Origin of the sequence: Hymenobacter piscis (assembly GCF_018760735.1) — a bacterium.
GTDB lineage: Bacteria > Bacteroidota > Bacteroidia > Cytophagales > Hymenobacteraceae > Hymenobacter > Hymenobacter piscis.
On sequence record NZ_JAHHZN010000005.1, the window covers coordinates 61,428 to 86,756 of the forward strand.

Consider the following 25,329-nt stretch of genomic DNA (forward strand, 5'->3'; position numbering starts at 1 on the left):
CCAAGAGGGGGGGCGGCGGTTAGCGCAGCAGCAGGCGGGCAGTTTGCACGGTGGCCTGGCCCTGCACGGTGGCTACGTACACGCCCCTGGTCAGGTGGCCCACAGCTACCTGGCTTTGAGGGCCGCGCACCACGGTTTGCAGTACCATGCGGCCGCTCAGGTCCCGGATGCTAAGCGCGTACGGGCCGGCCGGAATTTCCACGGTCAGGTAGTTGGTGGCCGGGTTGGGGTAGAGCTGGAGCCGGGCTGTTTGCGGGGCCGTGGTAGCCGTAACGGGGGAGCAGGGGGCCGCGAAGGTGTCGTCGAGTAGTTGCAGGCGGGCCGTCAGCCAGGTCGCTATGTAGGGCATCTGGGCGGCGGAGGGCCGGAAAGCGGGCCAGGCCAGCTGCTCGCGGGCGTACACGTTGTTGCGGCGCAGCGTAGCACTATTGGCCTGCAGCAGGTCGAGCAAATGCTGCTGGGTGAGCACGGTGCGGCGCAGCGCGGCCCAGCGGGCCCGCAGCCGGTCCCGGAATCCGTCGGGCGCGCAGTCGTTGAGCAGCCGGTCGTAGAGCCCGTTGGAGAGGATGCCGTCGGTGGCGCCGGTGTGGGTGCCGGTCCAGTCGGTCCCGAATACCCCATCCAGGTCCCAGGGCACGTAGTAATAGGGCTCGCCCTGCTTGTATTTGGCGATGTAGAGGTTTTTGCCCGTGTTGTCGCCGGCGCGCAGCAGATTCAGGAAAATGAAGTAGTCTACCGCGTTGTCCAGGTGAAACTGCTGCTGGTAGGTGCGGTAAAACTCCTCGTCGGGGCTATTGAGGACAAAGCCAACAAAGCGGTGCAGGGCCGTCCAGTCGATTTGCTCGTCGGGGTGCTTGTACTCAAACCCGCTCCAGATTTCGCTGGTATTATCGAAGGGTGGCCGGGCCGTGAAAGTCGAGCCTCCCCAGCCGGCCCCCTTGTACAGCTCGCCGGTAATGCCCTGGTTGTATTTCTTGAGCTTGAGCTGCTTGCGGTCAATGCGTTCGGTAAGGGCGTACAGGCCCAGGTAGCGGCCGTTCAGGAACACTTCCGCGTATTCCATGCTGATGCCGTTCTTGGCCTCGGGCTCGGCGGCTTTGTAGTAAATCTGGTGCACCTCCTGCCAGAGGGCGTTGGCCGTTTTGCTGCGGATGCGCAGGGGTTCATTGTAAAGGGCCTGCAGATTGTACTTGTTGTCGGTGCGCATGCCCAGCAGCTGCACATCGGCCGACTGCTGGCCGGTGCTGTCGTGCCAGAAGCTCAGTTCGTAGGACTTCTTGGGGTAGGTCTGCGAGAAGCCCCCCCGGATTTCAATGCCCAGTGCCGACTCGATGACGAGGCCGTCGGGCTCGGTGAGCTGAAGCCGGGCGTACACGCTGGGCGTATCGGCAATAACGTGGCGGGTGGTCAGGCGCACTACCGGCAGCTGGGTGAAATACACGGCGTAGGTGGTGTCGGCGTACCGGGCCTGATACACCGAATCGGTGGCCACGGCCGTGAGGGGGGCGGCCAGGGCGTAGGTGTGGTCCAGACGCAGGTAACGCCGGGTCTGCCGGGTTGATACCGGCAGATCGGCCGGCCGCTGGTTAATCAGCACCAGCCGCTGCTGATGGTCGACGTGGTAGAAGGGCGGGGCGATGGTCAGCGTATCATCGGCCAGGGCCGCGGGAGCAAAGCCCACCAGCATGCACAGCCATAAAAGCAGGGTACGGGTAAAGAATGAGGACATATGGAAAAGAAAGTAAGATGGAAAGGCGGGGGAGGAACGGAATAGAAATAGCTGCCCGGGCTGCGCAGATGGCAGCCGCCGGACCGGGACGCGGGCTTAAAAGAAAAACAGGCCTGAAGGTGGCGCCGGCAGCACGACCGGGGCCAGCGGGCAGTCAGCGCCCGACCGAGGTCGGAGCGACGGGAGGCCAGTAGCAGTGGAAATAAGACGAGAAGCCGGGAGACATAGACCTGGGATACTCAGCTGTACGGGGGCGATATTGCCGGCCGTAGTAGAATAGGTTGTGGTAGCAGGAATTCAGCGAAGCGGATGAGCCTCATAGCCACCCGAGGCGGTAGGTTTTTACTAACAGGCTGCGATTTACGCAGAAATGAGCGGCCTTTGCCTCTCCATGGGCGAAGTTCTGTTTGTCGTCCAACTTTTAGTTGCTCCTGTTTAAAAACGTGGCGGTAGCTCCTTTTTGCCGGCCGCGGGTTACGGCCCGGTCTGGGCCTGCGGGCCGCCGCCGATGGCCACGGGCGGCGCTTCGCCTTCCGCACCTGCCCCAGGCATCAAGCCCGATGGGGCCAGCCGCAGCGTGGGGCAGGTGCAGTGGCTGGGGGAAACGAAAAAAGTCGGAGCGTGAGGCTCCGACTTTGCTTTCAATATCCAGGGGGTGCGGCCGCTTAAAAGTCCTCGTCGAGGGAGAAGGCGTTTTCGGTCCGCTCGCTCATCACGCCGGCTTTCTGGTACTCGGCCACGCGCTTCTCGAAGAAGTTGGTTTTGCCCTGGAGCGAAATCATTTCCATGAAGTCGAAGGGGTTGGTGGCGTTGTAGATGCGGCTGTAGCCCAGGGACTCGAGCAGGCGGTCGGCCACGAACTCGATGTACTGGTTCATGCTCTTGGCATTCATGCCGATCAGGTTCACCGGCAGCGCGTCGGTCACGAATTCCTGCTCGATGCTCACCGCGTCGCGGATGATTTCCTGGACCCGGGCCTCGGGCAGCTTGTTCTGCAGGTGGTCTTTGTAGAGCAGGCAGGCGAAGTCGCAGTGCAGGCCCTCATCGCGCGAAATCAGCTCGTTGCTGAACGTGAGGCCGGGCATGAGGCCGCGCTTCTTGAGCCAGAAAATAGAGCAGAACGAGCCCGAAAAGAAGATGCCTTCCACGGCCGCAAAGGCAATGAGGCGCTCGGTGAAGTTCTCGGAATTGATCCATTTGAGGGCCCACTCGCCCTTTTTCTTCACGCAGGGCACCGTTTCGAGGGCGTTGAAGAGGTAGTCCTTCTGCTTGGGGTCCTTGATGTAGGTGTCAATCAGCAGCGAATACGTTTCGGAGTGGATGTTTTCCATCATCACCTGGAAGCCGTAGAAGCAGCGGGCCTCGGCCATCTGCACCTCCTGCATGAAGTTGATGGCCAGGTTCTCGTTCACGATGCCATCGGAGGCGGCGAAGAAGGCCAGCACGTGGGAGATGAAGTGCCGCTCCCCATCGTTGAGGTTGTCCCAGTCCTTCTGGTCCTGGCTCAGGTCAATTTCCTCGGCCGTCCAGAAGGAGGCCTCGGCCTTCTTGTAGAACTGCCACACGTCGTCGTGCTGAATGGGGAAAAGAACGAAACGGTTCGGGTTTTCGGTGAGTAGCGGTTCCATTGACAACAGGGGTAAAAAACGTAAGATCATCCGGCTTGGCGCCGCCGGGAGTAGTGCTAGGCTAACCCAGGTTCGCCGGCAAAGTTTGCGCCCGGATTTGGATCAGCCGAACGTCAAAGATAAACCGTGCCGCCGGGAACGAAGACCCTGGCGCGGCATTTTTTCTGTGGCAAAGTCTGTCTAGGCCGCTAAGCTGCTGACGATTGGGCCAACCGGCCGGAAATAGGCGGTGAGGCTGGGGAAAACGAAAAAATAAAAAAGTTATCCACATTTTGCGTGTGGACAATTGCAGTTATCCACAAAAAAATTATTCGCGTACCCGCTGGCGCGTTCCTGCATAAGGGCGTTCCGGGGCGCTAAAGGCAGGAGTGATGATGTTTAATGAGTTAGGGTTTGCATATGTGAAAGGATCCTTCTACTTTTGCCTTCCATTTTTCAGAAACCGCCAAGACGCCGATGTACGCAATTGTCAACATAGCCGGGAAGCAGACCAAGGTCGAAGCCAATAAATTTGTATACGCCCACCGTTTGGCTGGCAACGTCGGCGACGAGGTGCAGCTGGGCAAGGCCCTGCTGACCGATGATAACGGGACGCTCACCATCGGCTCGCCGCTGCTGGACGTAGCCGTAACCGGCACCATTCTCGCCCACGTGAAGGGTGATAAGGTGCTCGTATTCAAGAAGAAGCGCCGCAAGGGCTACAAGAAGCTGAACGGCCACCGTCAGCAGTTCACTAAAGTAATGATCAACAGCATCGGCTAGTTTTAGAGCTTGGTTGTTAGTGCGTAGTGCCTGGTCGAATGTGGCTTGGCGGGCGAGGCTGGCAACAAATTCTAAGCACTATCAACGAAGCACTAAGCACTAAATACCATGGCACACAAGAAAGGCGTAGGTAGCTCCAACAACGGCCGCGAATCAGAATCCAAGCGCTTGGGCGTGAAGATCTTCGGTGGTCAGTCTATCATTTCCGGCAACATCATCGTGCGTCAGCGCGGCACCAAGCACCACCCCGGCCAGAACGTGGGTATCGGCAAGGACCACACCCTGTTCGCCATGATCGACGGCACGGTGCAGTTCCGCAAGGGCCGCAAAGACCGTTCGTTCGTGTCGGTGGTACCCGCCGCCGTAGACGCTTCGGAGGTACACACCTCGGCCAACGCTTCGGCCGCCGAGTAGTCTCCCTACCGCCCCTGGCCGTCGGTCATGGAGTGGAAAATTTGAGCAGGAGGGACCGTCCGCAAGGGCTGTCCCTTTTTGCGTTAGTGCCTGCTAGGCCCGGGTAATCTGCCGGGCCGACTATCGTCGCTGATAGACGAATACTTCGTCTTCGCCCAGCCGGAACTGCTCGTGCAGGCCGGTGAGGCCCAGGCGTGGGGCCGGCACGCCTCCGCCCAGAACCTTGGGCGCCCGGATAACCCGGGCCTCGTCCCAGAGCCCGTCCCGGAGCAGGGAGTTAAGCACGGTGGGCCCGCCTTCCACCAGCACCGACTGAATCTGCTGCTGGTAAAGGTGGCGCAGGATGCAGGGAAACAGGTCATCGGCCTCCGGCAGCGTCACGTAATCCACGTTTTCCTTGCCGGCCCGCTCGCGGTAGGTAAACACCCGCGTAGGCTGGGAGCCATCGAACAGATGGTGGGTGGGTGGCAGGCTCAGGTTCTTGTCGATGACGAGCCGGACCGGATCCTGGCCGGGCCACGCGCGCACGTTCAGGCGGGGGTTGTCGTGCAGGGCCGTGCGGGTACCCACCAGAATGGCGTGCTCCTCGGCCCGCCACTGGTGCACCGCCACCCGGGCCAGCTCCCCGCTGATGGGCACCGATTGAAAGTAGGGCCCGGCCAGGTAGCCGTCGGCCGTTTCGGCCCACTTGAGCACCACGTAGGGCCGCTGCTGCTCCTGGAAAGTCAAGAAGCGCCGGTTCAGCCAGCGGCCTTCCGCTTCCAGCACGCCCGTTTCCACGGTAATGCCCGCGTCGCGCAGCTTTTGCAGGCCCTGGCCGGCCACCAGCGGGTTGGGGTCGGGGTTGCAGATGATGACTTCGGCTACCTGCTTTTCAATGAGCAAATCGGCGCAGGGAGGCGTTTTACCGTGGTGGGAGCAGGGCTCGAGCGTCACGTAGACGCGGCTCCGGGCCAGCAGGTCCGGCTCCGTAACGCTGTGGATGGCGTTGACTTCGGCGTGGGGGCCGCCGTACTGCCGGTGCCAGCCCTCCCCGATCACGCGGCCTTCGTGGGTGATAACGCAGCCCACCAGCGGATTGGGACGGGCGTAGCCGGTGCCGAGCCGGGCCAGATCCAGGGCGCGGCGCATCATGAGCAGGTCGAATTCGGAAGCGGTAAACGGCATGAGCGGGCGGAGCGGGAATGGGAACCGGGTCGGGAGGGTGAAGATACGCGGCTCCGCCGAACCAGACCAGGGAGCGGGCCCGGCTTTCGGCCGTACTTTTGCCCCATGCCCACCCTCCGCCAGCTTTCCGCCGACCTTAGCACTGCCCTGCAAGCCCTCTACGACGTGCCCGAAGCCGAGGCCATAACTGCTCAGGTGCTCGAACACCTGCTGAACCTGACCCCGCTCCAGCGCCGGATGCGGGCGGGCGAAGAAGTGGGAGCGGAAGTTCGGCTGGCAGAATTGCCTGGAATCCAAGCCCGTTTGCTGCTTCATGAGCCGCTGCAGTACGTGCTGGGCGTAGCGCACTTTGCCGGGCTGGAGTTGGAGGTCACGCCCGCCACCCTCATTCCGCGCCCCGAAACCGAGGAACTGGTGGCCCTCATGGCCCGCGAACAGCACGGCCGCCCCGGCCTGCGGGTGCTGGACGTGGGCACCGGCTCGGGCTGCATTCCGCTGGCCCTGGCCCGGCAGCTACCCGGAGCCTGCCTCACGGCCGTGGATGTGTCGGCGGCGGCCCTGGCCGTGGCCCGGCGCAATGCAGCGCGGTACCAGGTAGCCATCGATTTTCAGCAGGTGGATATTCTCACCGATGTGCCCCGTCTGGCTGCCCCCCTGGATGTGCTGGTGAGCAATCCGCCCTACGTGCTGGAAAACGAGCGGCCCCTGATGCGGCCCAACGTGCTGGCCTACGAACCCGCCACCGCCCTGTTTGTACCCGACCACGACCCGCTGCGGTTTTACCGCCGTATTGCCGGGCTGGGCCGGGAGCTGCTGCGGCCCGGCGGCGCGCTGTACTTTGAAATCAACGAGCAGTTTGCCGCCGAAACCGTGGACCTGCTCTGGAGCCTGGGCTACCGCGAAACGGCCGCCCGCCACGACATATTTGACCGGTCCCGCATGGTGCGCGCCACCTGGCCAGGTTCCAAGACGCAGCAGTAGTGGGGCGTTGCGGTCAGCCCCGTGCTGATGGCACTTCCGGGCTTCTCTACTTTCCAACTTTCTAGCTGAAAGACTTCCCCGCTCAAACCCTTACCTTTGCCGGCTCAAGTACAGCTCACGCAATCCTCAAGCATGCCCGACGCTTCCGGCTACTACGCACACCCGACTGCCGTCCTCGATGAGGGCTGCCGCATCGGGGCCGGCAGCCGGATCTGGCACTTCTCGCACGTAAGTGGCGGCGCGGTGCTGGGCGAAGGCTGCAATCTGGGCCAGAACGTGTTTGTGGCCGACGGCGTGACGCTTGGCCGCAATGTGAAGGTGCAGAACAACGTGAGCCTCTACGCGGGGGTAGAGTGCGCCGATGACGTATTCCTGGGGCCTTCCGTAGTGTTTACCAACGTATTAAATCCGCGGGCGGCCGTGCCCCGCCGTGGCGACGCGCACTACCTGCCCACGCGCCTGCGTCGGGGCGTCAGTATCGGGGCCAACAGCACCATTGTATGCGGCGTGACGCTGGGCGAGTACGCCTTTGTAGGCGCCGGCTCGGTGGTCACGCGCGACGTGCCGTCCTATGCTCTGGTGTACGGCAACCCGGCCCGACCCCGGGGCTGGATGAGTGCCCACGGCCACCCGCTCGTTTTCGACGCCGCTGGTCGCGCTACCTGCCCCGAAAGCCACAACCAGTACCAGCTAACCGACGGCTGCGTTTCCCGTATCAGCCCCGAAGTGCCGGAAAGTTCCTGACCGCCCGCCTTATCCGTCGAATCTGCCGGCCTGGCACGCTCAGGCCTCAAGCTCTAAGTTTCTAAGACCCCAACCATCGTGTACGAGCAACTACTTCAGAAAGAGGCCAAGCTGGCCGTTATCGGCCTCGGCTACGTGGGCCTGCCTATCGCCCTCGAATTCGCCCGCAAAATCAAGGTTATCGGCTTCGATATCAATGCCAAGCGCGTGGAGATGATGCGCGGGCACGTGGACCCGAGCGGGGAACTGACGGCGGAAGATTTCGTGGGCTGCGACATTGAGTTCACCGATTCGCTGGACGTGCTGCGCGAGGCTACGTTCTTTATCGTGGCCGTGCCTACGCCCATCGACGAGCACGCCCAGCCCGACCTCAAGCCCTTGCTCGGCGCTTCGTCGTCGGTGGGCAAGGTGCTCAAGAAGGGTGATTACGTGGTGTTTGAAAGCACCGTGTATCCCGGCTGCACCGAGGACGACTGCATTCCGGTGATGGAAAAGCACTCGGGCCTGAGCTTCGCGGGCGGCGACTTCAAGGTGGGCTACTCGCCTGAGCGCATCAACCCCGGCGACAAGGAGCACACGCTCAGCAGCATCATCAAGGTAGTAGCCGGTTGCGATGCGGAGTCGTTGGAGGAAATTGCCAAGACCTACGAGCTGGTAGTGAAGGCCGGTGTGCACCGCGCCAGCAGCATCAAGGTAGCCGAGGCCGCCAAGATCATCGAAAACACCCAGCGCGACGTGAACATCGCCCTGATGAACGAGCTGTCGATGATTTTCGACCGCATGAACATCAACACCTACGAGGTGCTGGAAGCCGCCGGCACCAAGTGGAATTTCCTGAAGTTTTCGCCCGGTCTGGTGGGCGGCCACTGCATCGGCGTGGACCCGTACTATCTCACCTACAAGGCCAAGGAGCTGGGCTACGACGCCAAGGTGATTCTGAGCGGCCGCACCACCAACGACAACATGGGCGCCTACATCGCACGGAAAACCGTGCAGATGATGATCAAAAAAGGCAAGGACGTGGCCAAAAGCCGCGTGCTGGTGATGGGCGCGACCTTCAAGGAAAACGTGGAGGACATCCGCAACTCCAAGGTGGCCGACGTGATTCAGGAGCTGAAGAACTTCTCGGTGAACGTGGACATCGTGGATCCGCACGCCGACAGCGACGAGCTGCACCACGAGTACGGCTTCCGCCTGACGCCCGCCGCTGACGTCCGCACCGATTACGACGCCGTCATCGTGGCCGTCAGCCACCAGCCCTACACCCAGCACGACGAAGCTTACTTCCAGTCCATCACCAGCGAAAATGCGGTGCTGGTAGATCTGAAAGGCCTGTTCCGCGGCAAGGTGCAGGACATGCAATATTGGAGTCTCTAAAATCAGTTGTCAGTTGTCGGTTGCCAGTTGTCAGTTTCGCTCTGAAACCAACCGGCGACTGACAACTAACAACTGGCAACTGACAGCTAGATGTCTAGAACGAAAATACTGGTGACGGGAGGCGCGGGCTACATTGGCTCGCACGCGGTGGTGGAGCTGTACGAGGCCGGTTTTCAGCCGGTTATCATCGACAACTTCAGCAACTCGCGGGAGTCGGCGCTGCGCGGCGTGGAAGAAATTCTGGGCGTGAAAGTACCGCTGCACCGCATCGACTGCAATGATGCCGAGGCGTTGCGCGCGGTGTTTGCCGAGGAAGGCAGCCTGCGCGGCGTGATTCACTTCGCGGCTTACAAAGCCGTGGGCGAGTCGATGCAGAAGCCACTGGAATACTACCAGAACAATGTGGGCTCCCTGCTGACGTTGCTGCAGGTGATGCGCGAGTTTGGCGTGGAGGCCCTGGTGTTCTCGTCGTCGTGCACCGTGTACGGCGTGCCCGACGCGCTGCCCGTAACCGAGCAGACGCCGACCAAAAAGGCCAACTCGCCCTACGGTGCCACTAAGCAGATGTGCGAAGACATCCTGCGCGACGTGGCTGCTGCGCCCGGCAACATGCTGCGCACCATTCTGCTGCGCTACTTCAACCCGATCGGGGCCCACGCCTCGGCCAAAATCGGGGAGCTGCCGCTGGGCGTGCCCCAGAACCTGATTCCGTACGTGACCCAGACGGCCGCCGGTATCCGCGAGCAGCTCACGGTGAACGGTGACACCTACGATACGCCCGACGGCACCAACATCCGCGACTACGTGCACGTGGTGGATCTGGCCAAGGCCCACGTGGTGGCCGTACAGCGCCTGCTCGACCAGCAGGGCGAGACGGTAGAAACCTTCAACGTGGGTACCGGCCGCGGCAACTCGGTGCTGGAAGTGGTGCAGGCCTTCGAGCGCGCCACCGGCCAGAAGCTGAACTACAAAATCGGCCCGGCCCGTCCCGGCGACGTGCCGGCCATCTACGCCGACGTCACCCGCTCGGTGGAAACCCTGGGCTTCCAGACATCTGCCTCCCTGGAGGAAGCCCTGGCTAGCTCCTGGAAGTGGCAGCAGGCCTTGGGTAAGTAAACGAGAAAAAAGAACGTCATGCTGAGCGAAGGCGCAGCCGCAGTCGAAGCATCTCTACCGAGGGTAATCAATTACTACCACAACGAAGCGGTAGAGATGCTTCGACTACGCTCCGCTTCGCTCAGCATGACGGGCAATAAATAATTCAAGCCATGAAAATCATCATCACCGGCGGGGCCGGCTTCATTGGGTCGCACGTGGTGCGCCTGTTCGTGACCAAGTATCCGGAGTATCAGATTCTGAACCTGGATGCATTGACTTACGCCGGCAACCTCGAAAACCTGCGCGACATTGAAAACGCGCCCAACTACCGCCTGGTGAAAGGCGACATCACCGACCAGGCTTTCGTGGACAACCTGTTTGCCACCGAGGAGCCCGACGCCGTGATTCACCTGGCTGCCGAAAGCCACGTGGACCGCAGCATCACCGACCCGCTGGCCTTCGTGAAGACCAACGTGCTGGGCACGGTGCATCTGCTGAACGCCGCCAAAAACCTGTGGAAGCCGCTGGGCTACGAGGGCAAGGTGTTCTACCACGTAAGCACCGACGAGGTGTACGGTTCCCTGGACTTTGGTCCCGAGATGTTCACCGAGGAAACTAGCTACGACCCCCGCTCGCCCTACTCGGCCTCCAAGGCATCGTCGGACCACTTTGTGCGGGCCTGGCACCACACCTACCACATGCCGGTGAAGCTGAGCAACTGCTCCAACAACTACGGCCCCAACCACTTCCCCGAGAAGCTGATTCCGCTGGCCATCCACCGCATTCAGCACGGCGAGGCCATTCCGGTGTACGGCAAGGGCGAAAACGTGCGCGACTGGCTGTTCGTGAAAGACCACGCCACCGCCATCGACGCCGTGTTCCACAAGGGCAAAGTGGGCGACACCTACAACATCGGCGGCGTAAACGAGTGGGCAAACCTAGAGTTGATTCATCTGCTCTGCGACACCCTGGACGAGAAAACCGGCAAGGAGCAAGGTACCTCGCGCAAGCTCATCAAGTTCGTAACGGACCGCGCCGGTCACGACCTGCGCTACGCCATCGACTCGAGCAAAATCATGAACGAGCTAGGCTGGAAGCCCTCTGTAACCTTCGAGCAGGGCCTGAGCCAGACGGTGGATTGGTATTTGGAAAACGAGGAGTGGCTCAACAACGTCACCAGCGGCGCGTACCAGGATTACTACCAGAAGCAGTACAGTCGGTAATGTGATGCATGTGAAAATGTGCGGGATGTGAAAAATGAATTGCATTCGGCCTAGTATTTCATTTTTTACATTCATTCACATTCCGCACATTCCAACACATTAGTATCGTGTACAACACTCCTTTTCACGACCAGCCGCTCGATAATCTGAGCTTCCTCGTTACCGGCGGGGCCGGCTTCATTGGCTCGAACTTGGTGGAATACCTGCTCAAGTACGGCGCCAAAGAGGTGCGTGTACTGGACAACTTCTCCAACGGCTTCCGCAAAAACGTGGCGCTGTTCGAAAGCAACCCGGCCCTGCGCGTCATCGAGGGCGACATCCGGGACCGGCAGACCTGTATTGATGCCTGCCAGGGTATTGACGTGGTGCTGCACCAGGCGGCCCTGGGCTCCGTGCCGCGCTCCATCAACGACCCCATCACGAGCAACGACGTGAACGTGGGCGGCTTCGTGAACATGCTGGTGGGAGCCAAGGAAGCGGGCGTGAAGCGTTTCGTGTACGCGGCCTCCAGCTCCACCTACGGCGACCATAAGGCCCTGCCGAAAGTGGAGGACCGCATTGGCAAGCCCCTCTCGCCCTACGCCGTCACCAAGTACGCCAACGAGCTGTACGCCGACGTGTTTGGCAAGACCTACGGCATGGAAATCATCGGGCTGCGGTACTTCAACATCTTCGGCCCGCGCCAGGACCCGAATGGGGCCTACGCCGCCGTGATTCCGCTGTTCATTGATGCCGTGCTGGAAGGCCGCCCGCCCCGCATGAACGGCGACGGGGGACAGACCCGCGACTTCACCTTCGTGGAAAACTGCGTGCAGGCCAACATCAAGGCGGCGCTGGTGCAGAACCCTGAGGCGGTGAACCAGGTGTACAACGTGGCCGTGGCCGACCGCACCTCGCTCAACGACCTGTTCAACATTCTGAAGGCAGAAGCCGGCTCCGACATCACGCCCGAGTACGGCCCCGACCGCGCCGGCGACATCCGAGACTCGTTAGCCGACATCAGCAAGGCCCAGAACCTGCTCGGCTACCAGCCCCAGATTCGCATTCAGGAAGGTTTGCAGAAGACGCTGGACTGGTTCAAGGCCAACCAGGCGTTTATTGCCGAGCGGAATTAACTGTCAAAACGGGTAGCTGGGCGAGTGGCTGAAGAGTTGGTTACGGCCGACCAGATCCATTCAACAATTCGTCCATTTAGCCATTCAACAATCTCCCCACTATGAAAGGTATTATCCTCGCCGGCGGCTCCGGCACCCGGTTGCATCCTCTCACACTGGCCGTATCCAAGCAGATGATGCCGGTGTACGACAAGCCGATGGTGTATTATCCGCTGTCCATCCTGATGATGGCCGGCATCCGGGAAATCCTCATCATCACCACGCCCCACGACCAGGCGCAGTTCAAGAAGCTGCTCGGCGATGGCTCCAACCTGGGTTGCCGCTTCGAGTACGTGGTGCAGGAGGTGCCCAACGGCTTGGCCCAGGCCTTCGTGCTGGGGGCTGACTTCATCGGTACCGATAAAGTGGCCCTGGTGCTCGGCGACAACATCTTCCACGGCGAAGGCATGGAGGAACTGCTCAAGAGCAACAACGACCCCGACGGCGGCGTGGTGTATGCCTACCACGTGCACGACCCCGAGCGCTACGGCGTGGTGGAGTTCGATGCCAACAACAAGGCCCTCAGCATTGAGGAGAAGCCCGCCAAGCCCAAGAGCAACTACGCCGTGCCCGGCCTGTACTTCTACGACAACGACGTGGTGCAGATTGCCCGCGACCTGAAGCCCAGCCCCCGCGGCGAGTACGAAATCACCGACGTGAACCAGGAGTACCTGCGCCGCGGCAAGCTGAAAGTAGGCATCCTGGGCCGCGGCACCGCCTGGCTGGACACGGGTACCTTCGAAAGCCTGATGCAGGCCGGCGAGTTCGTGCGCGTGCTGGAGCAGCGCCAGGGCCTGAAGGTGGGCTCGATTGAGGAAGTGGCCTACCGCCAGGGCTTTATCGACGCCGACCAGCTGCGCAAAATTGCCGAGCCCCTGCGCAAGAGCGGCTACGGCGACTACCTCATGCGCCTGCCCGAGCAGCTGCTGATGTAAGCGGCGAGGTGGTGGAATAGCGAGATAGTGAAATGGTGAGTTGATGTTTCAGGAACCTGTTTGCGCCACTTGCGCAAGTGGTGTACTGAAACATCAACTCACCATTTCACTATCTCACCATCTCGCTTCTAAAACACCAGCCCCGCTACCAATGCCACACCCACGATAACGTAGGACGGGACTTTCTCCCAAAGCAGCAGCAGAAACGTAACCCCGATCAGGCCGAGGTTGATGGGGGTATCGGGGAGGGGGTGGTAGAGGAGGAAGGTGGCCGCCCAGACCAGTCCGGCCGATACGGCGTTGATGCCTTCCAGGGAAGCCTTCACCACCCGGTAACGCTTGAGCTGGTCCCAGAAGCGGATCAGAAAGAAAATCAGCAGCGTACCGGGCATGAAAATGCCCGCCGCGCCGACTACCGCGCCCAGCAGCTGCCCACTCAGGCCCTGGCCCTCCGGGCGCATGGCCAAGGCCCCGATGTAGGCGGCAAAAGCGAAGTTCGGGCCCGGCAGGGCCTGCACCAGCCCCAGGCCCGAGAGAAACTCTTCGGAACTCAGGTAGTGCTTGAACTCCACGAACTCGGTGTACAGCAGCGGGGCCAGCACCTGCCCGCCCCCGAACACAAGGCTGCCGTTGCGGTAGAAGTTTTCGAACAACCGCACGGGCAGCAACTGGGTGTACTGGCCCAGCACAGCAGCCCCAATCAGCACGCCCAGCCACAGCACGAAGTTGGCCCACTCAATCTGGAGCGGAAGCTTATCTTCCTGGGGCAGCTTGCGGTAGCGGAAAGTGGTTACGAGGCCGCCGGCCACCAGCAGCAGGGGCATCAGCCAGGGCACCTGCACCCAATACACCAGCAATGCTGCCGTAACCATCAGGCCCACGGCCGTTTTGGTGTGAATGACCTTCTGGGCAATCTTGTAGGCCGAATACGCTACGAATCCCACTGCTACCGGCTGCACGTACTGCACCAGCCGCATTACCAGGTCCTTGTCGAGGTAGCTGATGGAGAGGCCGGCTACCGTCATGATGATGACGGCTGGCAGCATCCAGATCAGCAGCGTAAGGTAGGCCAGGTTGGGTCCGCCCAGCCGGAAGCCGATGGCCGTAATGGTCTGGGTGGAGGTGGGGCCGGGCAGGATCTGACACAGGGCCATCAGCTCCAGCAGCTCGGGGGCCGTGAGGTAGCGGCGCTTGTCTACCAGCAGGCGCAGCATCATGGCCAGGTGGGCCTGGGGGCCACCGAAGGCGGTGAGGCCCAGGGCAGCCACATCTTTAAGAAAGATGAGGTTGCGTACCCGTTTTACCCGCTTGCTACGGCGGGGCGGCGGAGCCAGCTGGATGTCGTCGGGGGGCGCAATCAAGTGCGGAGGCAATAAGGGAAGGCCGACCAAGATACGGGTTGCGCACCGATTCCGGCAGACTGTTCCGCCCGACCTTCAACAAGTTCAGGAGTCGGCATACAAAAACGCCTGCTCCGGACTGGAACAGGCGTTTTCAAGGGTAGTCAGAGGGGGCGAATTACTTCTTCTTCAGGCCCAGCTCAATCAGGCGCTCATTGAGAAATTCCCCGGCCGTGATGTCGGCTTCCTTCTTGGGGTTTTCAGCCGTTACGCAGCTGTCAAGCGCCGCCAGGCTCATTTCGGAGCGGGGGTGCATGAAGAACGGGATGCTGTAACGCGAAGAGTTCATCTTCTCGCGGGGCGGGTTCACCACGCGGTGAATGGTGCTCTTGAGCACGCCGTTGGTCAGGCGCTGGAGCATGTCGCCCACGTTCACCACAATCTGGTCGGGCAGGGCCGTGATGGGAATCCATTTACCGTCGCGGCGCAGCACCTGCAGGCCATCGGCCGAGGCACCCATCAGCAGCGTAATCAGGTTGATGTCGCCGTGCTCGGCGGCGCGGACGGCATCGGCCGGCACCTCATCGGGGTTTTCGATGGGGTAGTAATGGATGGGGCGCAGGATGCTGTTGCCGTTGCGCACCTTATCGTCGAAGTAGTTCTCCGGCAGCTCCAGGTACAGAGCAATGGCACGCAGCACGTCTTTGCCGGCGGCCTCGAGCGTTTTGTAAGTCGTCAGGGACGTATCGGCGAAGCTGGCTACTTCCGAGGGCCAGATGTTGTCCGGATACTCGGCCCCGATGGGGTCGTTGGCGTCGTCAACCTCCTGGCCCACGTGGTAGAACTCCTTCAGGTCGCCGGTGTTGCGGCCCTTGGCGTGCTCCTTGCCCTTGCTCACGTAGCCGCGCTGGCCCGCCAGTTCCGGCTTTTCGTACTGCTGCTTTACGTCGTCGGGCAGGGTGAAAAAGGCCTTCACGTCGGCGTAGAGCTTATCGGTCTGCTCGTTGGAGAGGCCGTGGTTCTTGAGGGCTACAAAGCCGATGCTCTGGTAGGCTTCGCCGAGTTGCTGCACAAAGCGGGCCTTGCGCTCGGGGTCACCGGAACGGAAATCGGCCAGGTCGAGGGACGGAATGGCGTCCAGCAGTTTATCTTCCATCTGAATGCTGAAATTGTACTGATACGGGGGAGTACGTGGGCGGCAAGTTACTTAAAAACCGGCGCTGTTGCATATGGTTTCGCCCCTGACCCTTACCGGCGTGCAACAGTCCGCAGTCGGTTTACGTCCGTGTATATCGTGTCTGATAAAGGCCAGTCGGTAAAGGGGCAAAATCAAACTTTAACCGAGTGATTTGGGCCTTTCGGCGGCGGTAACGCGCAGAACACTGGATTTTTCCCCGTTATTGTTTCGCCGTTCCGGGTTGACGGGCCGCGAAACAGTACTTTCCAGATAGGCTTTCACCGGAAGGCGAAACTTCTGGTCGCGTTGGGACGTCTTGAAAGTTCGCAAGCGGGTTGACCGACATGTACATCCTCCTGGAAGCCTTTGCTTTGACCTTGGTCGTATGAATAATAAAAAGATAATATTGTCGTGGGGACTGATAGCGGGGGTATGTACGATGGCGCAGGCCCAACACGCGGTGTGGGCGGCCAAGGTGGTGGAGGTATCGTCGCAGAAAGCGGAGGGCAAAGAACCCTTTTCGCCGGAAAAGGTGCTGGGCGAACCCAATGCCACGCCGCTGGGTCAGGCCAGCAACGAAGCCTGGATTCCGAAAAAAACCGGCACCAACGAATCGATTGAGGTTCGCTTTGTGAAATCCGTTATTGCCCGGCAGGTAACGGTAGTGGAAAACTTCAACCCGGGCGCCATTACCAAAATCGAATTGGTGGATACCCGCGGCACCCGGCATCAGGTGTACGAGAACGATACGCCCGGTCCTATTCCGGAGCAGTTTCGCACCTTGCAGGTCACCTTCGCCCCGGGCACCTACCGCACCATTGGAGTGGTCGTGACGCTGAATACCAAGGCGGTGAACGGGGTGAACCAGATTGACGCCATCGGGGTGGCCGACGTGGTGGATACGATGGTGAAAAAGGAGTTCAAGAACGACGAAAGCGTCGTGAGTTTCGACTCGGCCATGGTGAACCTGGGACCGACCGTCAACTCCAAGTATGTGGATACCCACCCGGTCATTTCGCCCGACGGCCGCACGCTGTTCTTCGCCCGGCAGGAAAGCCCCCAGAACGTGGGCGGCGCCCGCGACGCGCAGGACGTCTGGCTGAGCACCCTGGCCAACGCCGAAAAGAAATCCTGGAACCCGGCCAAAAATATCGGCAGCCCCATTAACACGCCCAACGACCCCAACGGCGTGGCCTCGGTATCGGCCAACGGCCAGCAGCTGCTCGTTATTGGCGTCTACCAACCCGACGGGACCATTGTACCCAAGGGCCCCAGCATGACCCGGCGCACCGCCACCGGCTGGACCAAGCCGGAGAAAGTGGAGATTGAGGACTACTACAACGACGACGCCGACCACGTCGACTTCTTCCTGGCTACCTCGGGGAAGGTGATGCTGATGGCCGTGGACCGCAAGGATGGCCAGGGCGAGCAGGATATTTACGTCTGCTTCCTCAAGCCCGACGGCAAAAGCTGGAGCCGGCCCCGCAACCTGGGGGCCAGTATCAATACCAAGAAGCCGGAATTTGCCCCCTTTCTGGCCTCCGATAACAAAACGCTGTACTTCGCCTCCGAGGGCCACGGCGGCTACGGCAAGAGCGACGTGTTCTACTCCAAGCGTCTCGACGACAGCTGGACCAACTGGAGCAAGCCCCGCAACCTGGGCCCCACGGTTAATTCCCCCGATTTCGATGCCTATTACGTAGTGTCGGCGGCCGGTGAGGATGCGTATCTGGTGTCAGACCGCAAGGGCATTGATGGCTCCAAGGATATTTTTCGCATCAACCTCACGCCTAAATTCCGGCCCGAGGTGGTCACGCTGGTGCGTGGCCGGGTACTCGATGCGTCCTCCAAAAAGCCGGTGGCAGCCACTATCCGCTACGAAAATCTGCTCACGGGCGAGGAAATCGGGGTGGCCGAAACCAGCCCGATTGATGGTTCCTACACCATCGTGCTGCCTTCGGGCACCCAGTACGGCTACCGCGCCGAAGCTAAGGACTACCTGGCCGAATCGGACAACCTCGACGTAACCGACCGCCAGAAATATTCCGAAGTCACCCAGGATTTGTTTCTCGTGCCCTTCGCCGTGGGGCAGACCATCAAGCTCAACAACATCTTCTTCGCCCAGAGTAAGTACTTTCTGCGCGAGAATTCTTACCCGGAGCTGCTGCGCCTGGTGAAGATTCTGCGGGATTATCCGCAGGTGGAAATCAAGCTGGAAGGCCACACCGACAACCAGGGCGACCCCCAGCTGAACGTGAAGCTGAGCCTGGACCGGGTGAACGAGGTGAAAAAGTACCTGGTGCAGAAAGGCATTGCCAGCAGCCGTATCACCACCGAAGGCTACGGCGGCAGCAAGCCCGTAGCCAGCAACGACCAGGAGGAAACCCGCCGCCTCAACCGCCGCGTAGAATTCCGGATTACGAAGAAGTAATTTTTGAGGAGTCAGAAGCTAGAAGCCGGGAGCTCTGTCATCCTGAGCAAAGCGAAGGACCTTATCTTACCAAAACGAGCCGTTGCTACGGCCGTTGGGGCAGGATAAGGTCCTTCGCTTTGCTCAGGATGACAGAGCTCCCGGCTTCTAGCTTCTGACTTCTAACTCAGCCGGGTTTCGTCGCGGCCGGGTTTGGTGCTGCTGTTCTGGGTGCCGGGGTTGGCGATGGAGTCGCGCATGTCGGTGTCGGACTGGATGTTGCGCATCTTGTAGTAGTCCATGATGCCCAGGTTGCCCGAGCGGAAGGCTTCGGCCATGGCTTTCGGAATCTCAGCTTCGGCATCCACTACGCGGGCTTTGGCTTCCTGGGTTTTGGCGCGGTTTTCCTGCTCCACGGCCACGGCCATGGCCCGGCGCTCTTCGGCCTTGGCTTCGGCCACCTTGAGGTCGGCCGTGGCCTGGTCGATTTGCAGCTTGGCGCCGATGTTTTCTCCGATGTCGATGTCGGCAATGTCGATGGACAGGATTTCGAAGGCTGTTCCCGCGTCGAGGCCTTTGCTGAGCACGAGCTTGGAAATTTTATCGGGGTTTTCGAGCACTTCCTTGTGGGAGAGCGAGGAGCCGATGCTGGTTACGATGCCTTCGCCTACGCGGGCCAGAATGGTTTCCTCGCCGGCGCCACCCACGAGCTGGGCAATGTTGGCGCGCACCGTTACGCGGGCTTTGGCAATGAGCTGAATGCCGTCCTGGGCCACGGCGGCCACGTTGGGCGTGTTAATCACCTTGGGGTTCACGCTGGTGGTCACGGCCGCAAACACGTCGCGCCCGGCCAGGTCGATGGCCGTGGCCTGCTTGAAGGTGAGCGGAATATTGGCTTTGTCGGCCGAAATCAGGGCCTTGATAACGCTGGGCACGTTGCCCCCGGCCAGGTAGTGGGTTTCCAGGTCGTTGGCCGTGAGAGCCAGGCCGGCCTTGGTGGACGTAATCATGGAGTTCACAATCAGGGACGGCGGCACCTTACGCACCCGCATGAAGGCCAGCTGGAACAAACTCACCCGCACCCCCGAAAACAGCGCCGTAATCCAGAGGCTGATTGGAAAGAAGTACAGGAAAACCAGCAGGACAATGGCGCCCACAATGAGCGGAAAGAAGTTAAAATCCATCAGGAATAGGGAGTTGGTGAATTCAGTTGTTGGTGTTTAGTTGCCCGTTTTTAGTTGTCAGTTGTCAGAACAGCCTGACAACTGACAACCAAATACTGACAACTGACTGTCAGGCCACTTGCTGGACTACGATGCGGTTGTGCTCGATGCCGATGACGCGTACGTCGGCGCCGGCGGCCACGAACTCGCCGCGGGTGGTTACCTCGCGGCGCTCTTCCTCAAACAGCACGGTGCCGGCCGGGCGCAGGGCCGAGAGGGTGCGGCCCACGGTGCCGGGCAGCACGTCGGCGTGGCGTACATCCAGCACGTGGCCGTGGTTTTGCTGGGTGAGGGCTACTTTATCGAGGTTGCGGGGCCGCAGCCCCAGGTACACCAGCGCGCCAATAAACACGGCTGAGGCCGAGAGCAGGACGTGGCCCGTGGTGGCACCCAGGTCGCGGTAGCTGAACCAGATGCCGGCCGCCAGCAGCGCGAAGCCCACCAGCCCCACCACCGTAGTGCCGGGAATGAAGATAACCTCGGCCACCAGAAACGCCAGGCCAAAGAACAGAAGTAGGGCAATTGTCAGCCAGTCCATAACAAATAGAAGTTTGGTTGGGAAAAGATACACAAACCTGCGGCAGCAAGCCCGGCCGGCCGCAGTGGATACAACTACCCTGGCCTCGCCCGCGTTAGGAAAGGCACTATGAGTAGAGCATTCACCAAGGAAGACGATTCCCTCGAGATACCCATTATTCCGCCCCGGGCCGCCCTGCCGCCCGGGACGCCCAACTACGTGACGCCAACCGGGCTGGAGCAGCTGCGCCAAGAGCTGGCAGCACTGGAAACCACCCGCACCGCCGCCGAAGCCAACCGGGATAACGACGCCGACCGTACCCGCCAACTCACGCTGCTCAACGGCCAGCTCAGCGCCCTCAACGACCGGATTGCCAGCGCCCGGCTGGTGGAGCCCGCTGCTCAGCCCGCCCGGGAGGTCCGGTTCGGGGCCCGCGTTACGTTGCGGCCGGTGGCCGGAGCGGGGCCGGAGCGGCAGTTCCGGATTGTGGGCGTGGATGAGGCCGATGTGGCAGCGGGCAAAATTGCCTTCGTAGCGCCCATTGCCCGGGCCGTGCAGGGCGTCAGGCTCGGCCAGCGCGTAACGCTGCAACTAGGCCCCAAAACCGTAGAAGTGGAAGTGGCCGGCATCGAGTATTAACCGAGTTTTGCACCGGTTCAGCTTTACCAGCAGAGGCTGTTTTACCCCCGTAAAACGGATAGCCCCGGCCAGCAAGGGTCGAGGCTATCTGTTTTAGGAGGCTGGGGCGAAGCAGCACTTCGCCCTACAGTCGGCCACAAAATCCGTGGAGTCCGTTGCAATCCGCGCTAATCGGTGATTAGTAGGCCCGGGCGAAGTGGGCGCGGCGGGTGGAGGGGCGGCCGGTGAGGATGCAGACGCCGGCTTCCTCGGGCTCGTTGAGGGCCAGGCACCGGATGGTGGCCTTGGTTTCTTCCTTGATGCGCTCCTCAGTTTCGGAAGTGCCATCGTAGTGGGCCACCACGAAGCCGCCCTTGCCGTCGAGGACCTGCTTGAACTCCTCGTAGGTTTCCACGCGCGTGGTGTGCTCCTCACGGTAAGTGAGGGCCCGACGGTAGATATTCTGCTGGATATCGGCCAGCAGCTGGTCCACGCTGTTCACGATGTCGGCCAGGGGCAGGGTCATTTTCTCCTTGGTGTCGCGGCGGGCGACTTCCACGGTACCGGCGTCCAGGTCGCGCATGCCCACGGCAATGCGCACGGGCACACCTTTCAGCTCCCACTCGGCAAACTTGTAGCCGGGGCGCTCCGTGTCGCGGTCGTCCACCTTCACCGAGATGCCGCGGGCAATCAGGCCCTGCTGCATGGGGCGAATGCGCTCCAGCAGCTCCTCCAGCTGGCCGGTTTTGTAGATGGGCACGATGACCACCTGAATGGGGGCCAGTTTGGGCGGCAGCACCAGGCCTTCATCATCGGAGTGGGCCATCACGAGGGCGCCCATCAGGCGGGTGCTTACGCCCCAGCTGGTGCCCCACACGTACTCCAGGCCGCCTTCCTTGCTCTGGAACTGCACGTCGAAGGCCTTGGCGAAGTTCTGACCCAGGAAGTGGGAGGTGCCGGCCTGCAGGGCTTTGCCGTCCTGCATCAGGCCTTCAATGCAATAGGTTTCCACGGCGCCCGCGAACCGCTCATTCTCAGTTTTGACGCCTTTTACCACCGGCAGAGCCAGCCACTCCTCGGCAAACTGAGCGTACACGTCCAGCATCTGGCGGGTTTCGGCCAGGGCCTCCGGGGCGGTAGCGTGAGCTGTGTGGCCTTCCTGCCAGAGAAACTCGGCGGTGCGCAGAAACAGGCGGGTGCGCATCTCCCAGCGTACCACGTTGGCCCACTGATTGATGAGCAGGGGCAGGTCGCGGTAGCTCTGAATCCAGCCCTTGTAGGTGCTCCAGATGATGGCTTCCGAAGTGGGACGAACAATGAGCTCCTCTTCGAGTTTGGCGTTGGGGTCCACGCGCAGCTTGCCGGGCTTGTCGGGGTCGTTCTGGAGGCGGTAGTGGGTCACCACGGCGCACTCCTTGGCGAATCCTTCGGCGTTTTTCTCCTCGGCCTCGAACAGGCTTTTAGGCACGAACAGGGGAAAATAGGCGTTTTCGTGGCCCGTGCGCTTGAACATATCGTCCAGGGTGCGCTGCATTTTCTCCCAGATGGCATAGCCATAGGGCTTGATTACCATGCAGCCCCGCACCGAGGAGTTTTCGGCCAGGCCGGCCCGTTTTACCAACTCGTTGTACCACAGGGAATAGTCTTCCGCGCGCTTGGGCAAACTTTTGCTCATCTTTCGAAGTATCTTGGGGGTAAGTGAAAAAGTTCCTCGTTCTGGTACAAGATTTGAAGTGAGAAAAAGGCACCGTTTCGGCCCCAAATTACGTTATTAAATCCGGAGGAACTGGGCTTTAGCGGCCTGTGCCGCCGCGGGGTACCCAACCTTCACTTTCTGATTTCATCTTTACGTTTCTGCCGCCATGAAAAAGTTACTTCCATCCTTATTGCCGGGCCTGGCGCTGCTGACGCTTGGCGGCTGTGCCAGTACCTCGTATCTGACGACCACCGAAAACGACGGAATGTACTATTCCGCGTCCGACAAGGTGGTGGCCACGCTCCCGGCGGCTCCGGCCCTGGCCCCCGACGACCAGTCCGTCGGTGCCGGCGACGTCGCCAACCCCGACTATACCGGCAGCACCGCCAGCAGTGGCAGCCCGGCCGAGTACTACGACGACGATTACTACTACGCTTCCCGCCTGCGGCGCTTTCATAGCCCCTACCGCGGGTCGAGTCTGGGCTACTATGATTTCGCCTACACCGACCCGTTCTGGTACGGGGGCGCGGCCTACGCTTACCCGATGTACCCTGGTTTCGGCTTCGCGGATCCGTTCTACTCACCGTTTTATGGCTACGGCGGGGTGAACGTATTTATCAACGTGGGCCGGCCCTGGTTCCGGCCCTACGGCCTGGGCTTCGGCTACAGTCCCTTCGATTATTACTACAACCGGCCCTGGGGCGGCTGGGGTGGTGGTTATGGCTACGGTTACAACGGCTACTACGGTGGCGGCTGGAATGGTTTCACCGGCGTAGACAACTACCGGCCGGGCCGCTCGGCTACCTATGGCGGTCGGCGCGACCGGGCCGGGGACGGCTCCGGCCTGACCACGGCGGGCGGGGCTGCTTCCAACGGCCGGCGACGGGTGCAGGAGGGCGGCTTCACCAGCCCCCCGGTGAATGGCGTGACGTCGTCCGGAGCTACCCAGCCCGGTAGCCGGCGGCGCGTACAGGAGCCGGCCATGGTAAACGGCAGCGTACCCACCACGGGCCAGTCGCCGGACGCAACGACGCTGGGGCGGCGGGGCCGGCAGGTGGCCGATCAGGCCAGCCAGGACGTGCCCACTACCACTCCCGGCACGCCCGAAGGCGGGCGGCGCTGGCGCGTGCTCGATAACACCACCGGCGGCACCGTGGCCACGCCGGGCACGCAACCCGATAACACCACGCCCACCGACTACGGCCGCCGCCGCCGGGCCGACTGGAACCCGGGCAGCGGAACCACTACCCCCGGCACTCCCGATCAGCCACGCGTAGCGGATCAGCCGCGCCGGCAGCGTCTGGTGGAAAGTACTCCGGCGCCCGCTTCCGAGCCGGCCCGCACCTACTCCCAGCCGCGTCGGTCCCAGCCCGCCCGAACGTATTCCGAGCCTTCGCGCTCGTATTCCCAGCCCTCGCGTTCCGAATCTTCGGGTTCCTACTCGTCTCCTTCGCGCAGCTCCGGTAGTTCTTCCGGCGGCAGCTCCGGCGGCGGCGGCGGGCGGCGGCGGTAATTCCGCCGGCCGGGGGCCGGGGGTGCTGCGCTTTATTCTTCTATCTGATCTGGTACCCGACGCGCTGCGGCGGGTGGGGTACCCCTTCTCTTCCTTCCCATGAAACTGCTGAAATATGGCCTTGCCGTTGCCCTGATGGGCTCGGCCAGCCACGCCTTTGCCCAATATCAGATCGATGCGCTGCGGTACTCGCAGCAGCAGCCCACCGGCACGGCCCGTACCCTCGGCATCGGGGGCGCCAGCACCGCCGTGGGTGGCGACTACGGCTCCGTGGCCGTGAACCCGGCCGGCCTGGGGATGTATCAACGGTCAGAATTTAGCTTTTCGCCCGGTTTCAGTAACCTCAACTCCAGTAGCCTGGGCTTTGGGAATACGACCACCGACTCGCGCAGCAACCTGAACGTGGCCAGCCTGGGAATGGTGTTTGCCAACCGCCGGCCCGACGACGACGCCAACCCCTGGCGCGCCAGTACGCTGGCCATCGGTATTACCCGCACGGCCGACTTCAACCAGAGCTTCCGCTACCGGGGCCGTCCCGAGTTGGAGCAGGATATTTTCCAGCGGTTCAGCGAAGACCAGGGCGGGGCCCTGGATGATCTGGCGTATAATACCTTCCTCACCGATACGGACGCCCAGGGCACCTACATTCCAATTGACTTCGACGGAACCGGCCAGCTCGACCAGGGCGAAACTGTGCGCCGCACCGGGGCCAACACGCAGTTCGACATTGCCTACGGGGCCAGCTACCAGGACAAGCTCTACATCGGCGGGGGCATCGGCATCGTCTCGAGCCGCTACACGGCCGAAAACGTGCTGACCGCCTCCGACCCGCAACCCGTAACGCCCGTCAGTGAGGAGGACGGTACTTCCTTCGCTTCTCTCTCCCAGCGGGATAATCTGCAAACCAAAGGGGGCGGCATCAACGCCCGCTTAGGCATTATCTACAAGCCCATAGAAGCCGTGCGCCTGGGGGCCTCGGTGCAGACGCCCACCTACCTGCGGCTGACCGAAACCTACAACGCCTCCCTCGATGCCCGGTTCGACAAGCCGGTAACGGTGGATGGCAATACGTACCTGTCGGCCAGCTCTGCCCTGGACCCTAACATCTTCGACTACGCCGTAACGACACCCTTCAAGGCCACGGCCGGAGCAGCCTTCGTGCTGGGTAAGTTCGGTTTCCTGAGTGGTGACGTGGAGTACATCGACTACGCCAGCGCCAACCTGAGCAACTGGAACGGCCGGGGCGATTTTGGGGCGGACAACGATGCCATCAGAAGCCTCTACACCAGCGCCGTGAATGTGCGCCTGGGCGGCGAGGCCCGCCTGGACATCTTCCGGCTGCGGGCCGGGTTTGCCCACTACGGCAGCCCCTACCAGAGCAGCACCCCGGACCGGAGCCGCAACTACTACACGGTAGGAGCGGGCTTGCGGCAGAACAACTTCTTCCTCGATGCCGCCGGCGTGTACAGCAAGGGCACCCTGCTGTATAACCCCTATTCGCTGGCCCGGGGCAATACGCCCGTTATCAGCATCGACGACAACCGCTTCACCACCACCATCACGGCCGGTTTCATGTTCTAGCCCGCGCTCCTGCCCCCAAAGACCCCGGCCCGCTCTCCGCTA

General features: G+C 61.5%; 21 protein-coding genes. 13 read left to right on the forward strand and 8 right to left on the reverse strand.

From position 1 onward, the window contains the following. Positions 1-19: 19 nt before the first annotated feature. Together KLP40_RS07320 and KLP40_RS07325 are read right to left on the reverse strand one after the other, a co-directional pair. Complete coding sequence (locus KLP40_RS07320; protein ID WP_215593119.1) at positions 20-1,729, reverse strand: CotH kinase family protein; 1,710 nt, start codon at positions 1,727-1,729, stop codon at positions 20-22. Positions 1,730-2,394: 665 nt separating this feature from the next. After that, positions 2,395-3,357 (reverse strand): ribonucleoside-diphosphate reductase small subunit, encoded by a 963-nt coding sequence (locus tag KLP40_RS07325; RefSeq protein WP_215593120.1) that lies wholly within the window; start codon positions 3,355-3,357, stop codon positions 2,395-2,397. Positions 3,358-3,813: 456 nt separating this feature from the next. On the opposite strand from KLP40_RS07325, the gene rplU reads away from it, so the two are divergent. Together rplU and rpmA are read left to right on the forward strand one after the other, a co-directional pair. Further along, the gene (gene rplU, locus KLP40_RS07330) at positions 3,814-4,119 is read left to right on the forward strand and encodes a 50S ribosomal protein L21 (protein WP_092739757.1); all 306 of its coding nucleotides are present in this window, start codon (positions 3,814-3,816) and stop codon (positions 4,117-4,119) included. 108 nt (positions 4,120-4,227) lie between these two features. Then, positions 4,228-4,533: a 50S ribosomal protein L27 gene (gene rpmA / locus KLP40_RS07335; RefSeq protein WP_215593121.1), complete on the forward strand. Its 306-nt coding sequence runs from the start codon at positions 4,228-4,230 to the stop codon at positions 4,531-4,533. Between the two features lie 120 nt (positions 4,534-4,653). Here rpmA and ribD read toward each other — a convergent pair whose 3' ends face one another. Continuing rightward, positions 4,654-5,700: a bifunctional diaminohydroxyphosphoribosylaminopyrimidine deaminase/5-amino-6-(5-phosphoribosylamino)uracil reductase RibD gene (gene ribD, locus KLP40_RS07340; protein WP_215593122.1), complete on the reverse strand. Its 1,047-nt coding sequence runs from the start codon at positions 5,698-5,700 to the stop codon at positions 4,654-4,656. A gap of 105 nt (positions 5,701-5,805) precedes the next feature. On the opposite strand from ribD, the gene prmC reads away from it, so the two are divergent. The 7 genes from prmC (at position 5,806) to rfbA (ending at position 13,212) form a co-directional block, all read left to right on the forward strand. After that, entirely contained in the window at positions 5,806-6,681 is an 876-nt protein-coding gene (gene prmC, locus KLP40_RS07345) for a peptide chain release factor N(5)-glutamine methyltransferase (RefSeq protein WP_215593123.1), read from the forward strand. A gap of 132 nt (positions 6,682-6,813) precedes the next feature. Then, positions 6,814-7,425: an acyltransferase gene (locus KLP40_RS07350; RefSeq protein ID WP_215593124.1), complete on the forward strand. Its 612-nt coding sequence runs from the start codon at positions 6,814-6,816 to the stop codon at positions 7,423-7,425. A 78-nt stretch (positions 7,426-7,503) separates the two neighbouring features. Beyond that, a complete protein-coding gene (locus tag KLP40_RS07355; RefSeq protein WP_215593125.1) occupies positions 7,504-8,802 on the forward strand; it encodes a nucleotide sugar dehydrogenase in 1,299 nt (432 codons plus the stop codon). 90 nt (positions 8,803-8,892) lie between these two features. Beyond that, entirely contained in the window at positions 8,893-9,918 is a 1,026-nt protein-coding gene (galE, locus tag KLP40_RS07360; protein ID WP_215593126.1) for a UDP-glucose 4-epimerase GalE, read from the forward strand. Between the two features lie 152 nt (positions 9,919-10,070). Then, the gene (rfbB, locus tag KLP40_RS07365; protein ID WP_215593127.1) at positions 10,071-11,123 is read left to right on the forward strand and encodes a dTDP-glucose 4,6-dehydratase; all 1,053 of its coding nucleotides are present in this window, start codon (positions 10,071-10,073) and stop codon (positions 11,121-11,123) included. Between the two features lie 107 nt (positions 11,124-11,230). Next, positions 11,231-12,238: an SDR family oxidoreductase gene (locus tag KLP40_RS07370; protein ID WP_215593128.1), complete on the forward strand. Its 1,008-nt coding sequence runs from the start codon at positions 11,231-11,233 to the stop codon at positions 12,236-12,238. 101 nt (positions 12,239-12,339) lie between these two features. Further along, positions 12,340-13,212 carry a glucose-1-phosphate thymidylyltransferase RfbA gene (rfbA, locus tag KLP40_RS07375; RefSeq protein ID WP_215593129.1) on the forward strand — a complete coding sequence of 291 codons (873 nt, stop codon included), beginning with the start codon at positions 12,340-12,342 and terminating at the stop codon, positions 13,210-13,212. 128 nt (positions 13,213-13,340) lie between these two features. Here the strand turns inward: rfbA and chrA are convergent, their stop codons facing one another. Further along, positions 13,341-14,573, reverse strand: a complete 1,233-nt coding sequence (gene chrA / locus KLP40_RS07380) for a chromate efflux transporter (protein ID WP_215593130.1) — start codon at positions 14,571-14,573, stop codon at positions 13,341-13,343. A gap of 157 nt (positions 14,574-14,730) precedes the next feature. Further along, positions 14,731-15,708 carry an isopenicillin N synthase family dioxygenase gene (locus KLP40_RS07385; RefSeq protein WP_215593131.1) on the reverse strand — a complete coding sequence of 326 codons (978 nt, stop codon included), beginning with the start codon at positions 15,706-15,708 and terminating at the stop codon, positions 14,731-14,733. Positions 15,709-16,168: 460 nt separating this feature from the next. On the opposite strand from KLP40_RS07385, the gene KLP40_RS07390 reads away from it, so the two are divergent. After that, entirely contained in the window at positions 16,169-18,160 is a 1,992-nt protein-coding gene (locus KLP40_RS07390; protein WP_215593132.1) for an OmpA family protein, read from the forward strand. 161 nt (positions 18,161-18,321) lie between these two features. Here the strand turns inward: KLP40_RS07390 and floA are convergent, their stop codons facing one another. Continuing rightward, on the reverse strand, positions 18,322-19,323 hold the full coding sequence (floA, locus tag KLP40_RS07395) for a flotillin-like protein FloA (protein WP_215593133.1): 1,002 nt from the start codon (positions 19,321-19,323) through the stop codon (positions 18,322-18,324). Between the two features lie 109 nt (positions 19,324-19,432). Beyond that, positions 19,433-19,933 carry an NfeD family protein gene (locus tag KLP40_RS07400; RefSeq protein WP_449555713.1) on the reverse strand — a complete coding sequence of 167 codons (501 nt, stop codon included), beginning with the start codon at positions 19,931-19,933 and terminating at the stop codon, positions 19,433-19,435. Between the two features lie 75 nt (positions 19,934-20,008). On the opposite strand from KLP40_RS07400, the gene KLP40_RS07405 reads away from it, so the two are divergent. Then, on the forward strand, positions 20,009-20,518 hold the full coding sequence (locus KLP40_RS07405) for a GreA/GreB family elongation factor (protein WP_215593135.1): 510 nt from the start codon (positions 20,009-20,011) through the stop codon (positions 20,516-20,518). A gap of 178 nt (positions 20,519-20,696) precedes the next feature. Here KLP40_RS07405 and proS read toward each other — a convergent pair whose 3' ends face one another. Further along, positions 20,697-22,172: a proline--tRNA ligase gene (gene proS, locus KLP40_RS07410; protein ID WP_215593136.1), complete on the reverse strand. Its 1,476-nt coding sequence runs from the start codon at positions 22,170-22,172 to the stop codon at positions 20,697-20,699. 187 nt (positions 22,173-22,359) lie between these two features. Here proS and KLP40_RS07415 point away from each other — a divergent pair, with 187 nt between their 5' ends. Together KLP40_RS07415 and KLP40_RS07420 are read left to right on the forward strand one after the other, a co-directional pair. Continuing rightward, a complete protein-coding gene (locus KLP40_RS07415; RefSeq protein ID WP_215593137.1) occupies positions 22,360-23,706 on the forward strand; it encodes a hypothetical protein in 1,347 nt (448 codons plus the stop codon). A 99-nt stretch (positions 23,707-23,805) separates the two neighbouring features. After that, complete coding sequence (locus tag KLP40_RS07420; protein ID WP_215593138.1) at positions 23,806-25,287, forward strand: OmpP1/FadL family transporter; 1,482 nt, start codon at positions 23,806-23,808, stop codon at positions 25,285-25,287. Positions 25,288-25,329: the final 42 nt, after the last annotated feature.

What these genes read in the sequence shown, in the direction of transcription:
- KLP40_RS07320 (WP_215593119.1), bottom strand. Translation starts at nt 1,729, where the DNA reads ATGTCCTCATTCTTTACCCGTACCCTGCTTTTATGGCTGTGCATGCTG.
- KLP40_RS07325 (WP_215593120.1), bottom strand. Translation starts at nt 3,357, where the DNA reads ATGGAACCGCTACTCACCGAAAACCCGAACCGTTTCGTTCTTTTCCCC.
- rplU (WP_092739757.1), top strand. Translation starts at nt 3,814, where the DNA reads ATGTACGCAATTGTCAACATAGCCGGGAAGCAGACCAAGGTCGAAGCC.
- rpmA (WP_215593121.1), top strand. Translation starts at nt 4,228, where the DNA reads ATGGCACACAAGAAAGGCGTAGGTAGCTCCAACAACGGCCGCGAATCA.
- ribD (WP_215593122.1), bottom strand. Translation starts at nt 5,700, where the DNA reads ATGCCGTTTACCGCTTCCGAATTCGACCTGCTCATGATGCGCCGCGCC.
- prmC (WP_215593123.1), top strand. Translation starts at nt 5,806, where the DNA reads ATGCCCACCCTCCGCCAGCTTTCCGCCGACCTTAGCACTGCCCTGCAA.
- KLP40_RS07350 (WP_215593124.1), top strand. Translation starts at nt 6,814, where the DNA reads ATGCCCGACGCTTCCGGCTACTACGCACACCCGACTGCCGTCCTCGAT.
- galE (WP_215593126.1), top strand. Translation starts at nt 8,893, where the DNA reads ATGTCTAGAACGAAAATACTGGTGACGGGAGGCGCGGGCTACATTGGC.
- rfbB (WP_215593127.1), top strand. Translation starts at nt 10,071, where the DNA reads ATGAAAATCATCATCACCGGCGGGGCCGGCTTCATTGGGTCGCACGTG.
- rfbA (WP_215593129.1), top strand. Translation starts at nt 12,340, where the DNA reads ATGAAAGGTATTATCCTCGCCGGCGGCTCCGGCACCCGGTTGCATCCT.
- KLP40_RS07385 (WP_215593131.1), bottom strand. Translation starts at nt 15,708, where the DNA reads ATGGAAGATAAACTGCTGGACGCCATTCCGTCCCTCGACCTGGCCGAT.
- KLP40_RS07390 (WP_215593132.1), top strand. Translation starts at nt 16,169, where the DNA reads ATGGCGCAGGCCCAACACGCGGTGTGGGCGGCCAAGGTGGTGGAGGTA.
- floA (WP_215593133.1), bottom strand. Translation starts at nt 19,323, where the DNA reads ATGGATTTTAACTTCTTTCCGCTCATTGTGGGCGCCATTGTCCTGCTG.
- KLP40_RS07405 (WP_215593135.1), top strand. Translation starts at nt 20,009, where the DNA reads ATGAGTAGAGCATTCACCAAGGAAGACGATTCCCTCGAGATACCCATT.
- proS (WP_215593136.1), bottom strand. Translation starts at nt 22,172, where the DNA reads ATGAGCAAAAGTTTGCCCAAGCGCGCGGAAGACTATTCCCTGTGGTAC.
- KLP40_RS07415 (WP_215593137.1), top strand. Translation starts at nt 22,360, where the DNA reads ATGAAAAAGTTACTTCCATCCTTATTGCCGGGCCTGGCGCTGCTGACG.
- KLP40_RS07420 (WP_215593138.1), top strand. Translation starts at nt 23,806, where the DNA reads ATGAAACTGCTGAAATATGGCCTTGCCGTTGCCCTGATGGGCTCGGCC.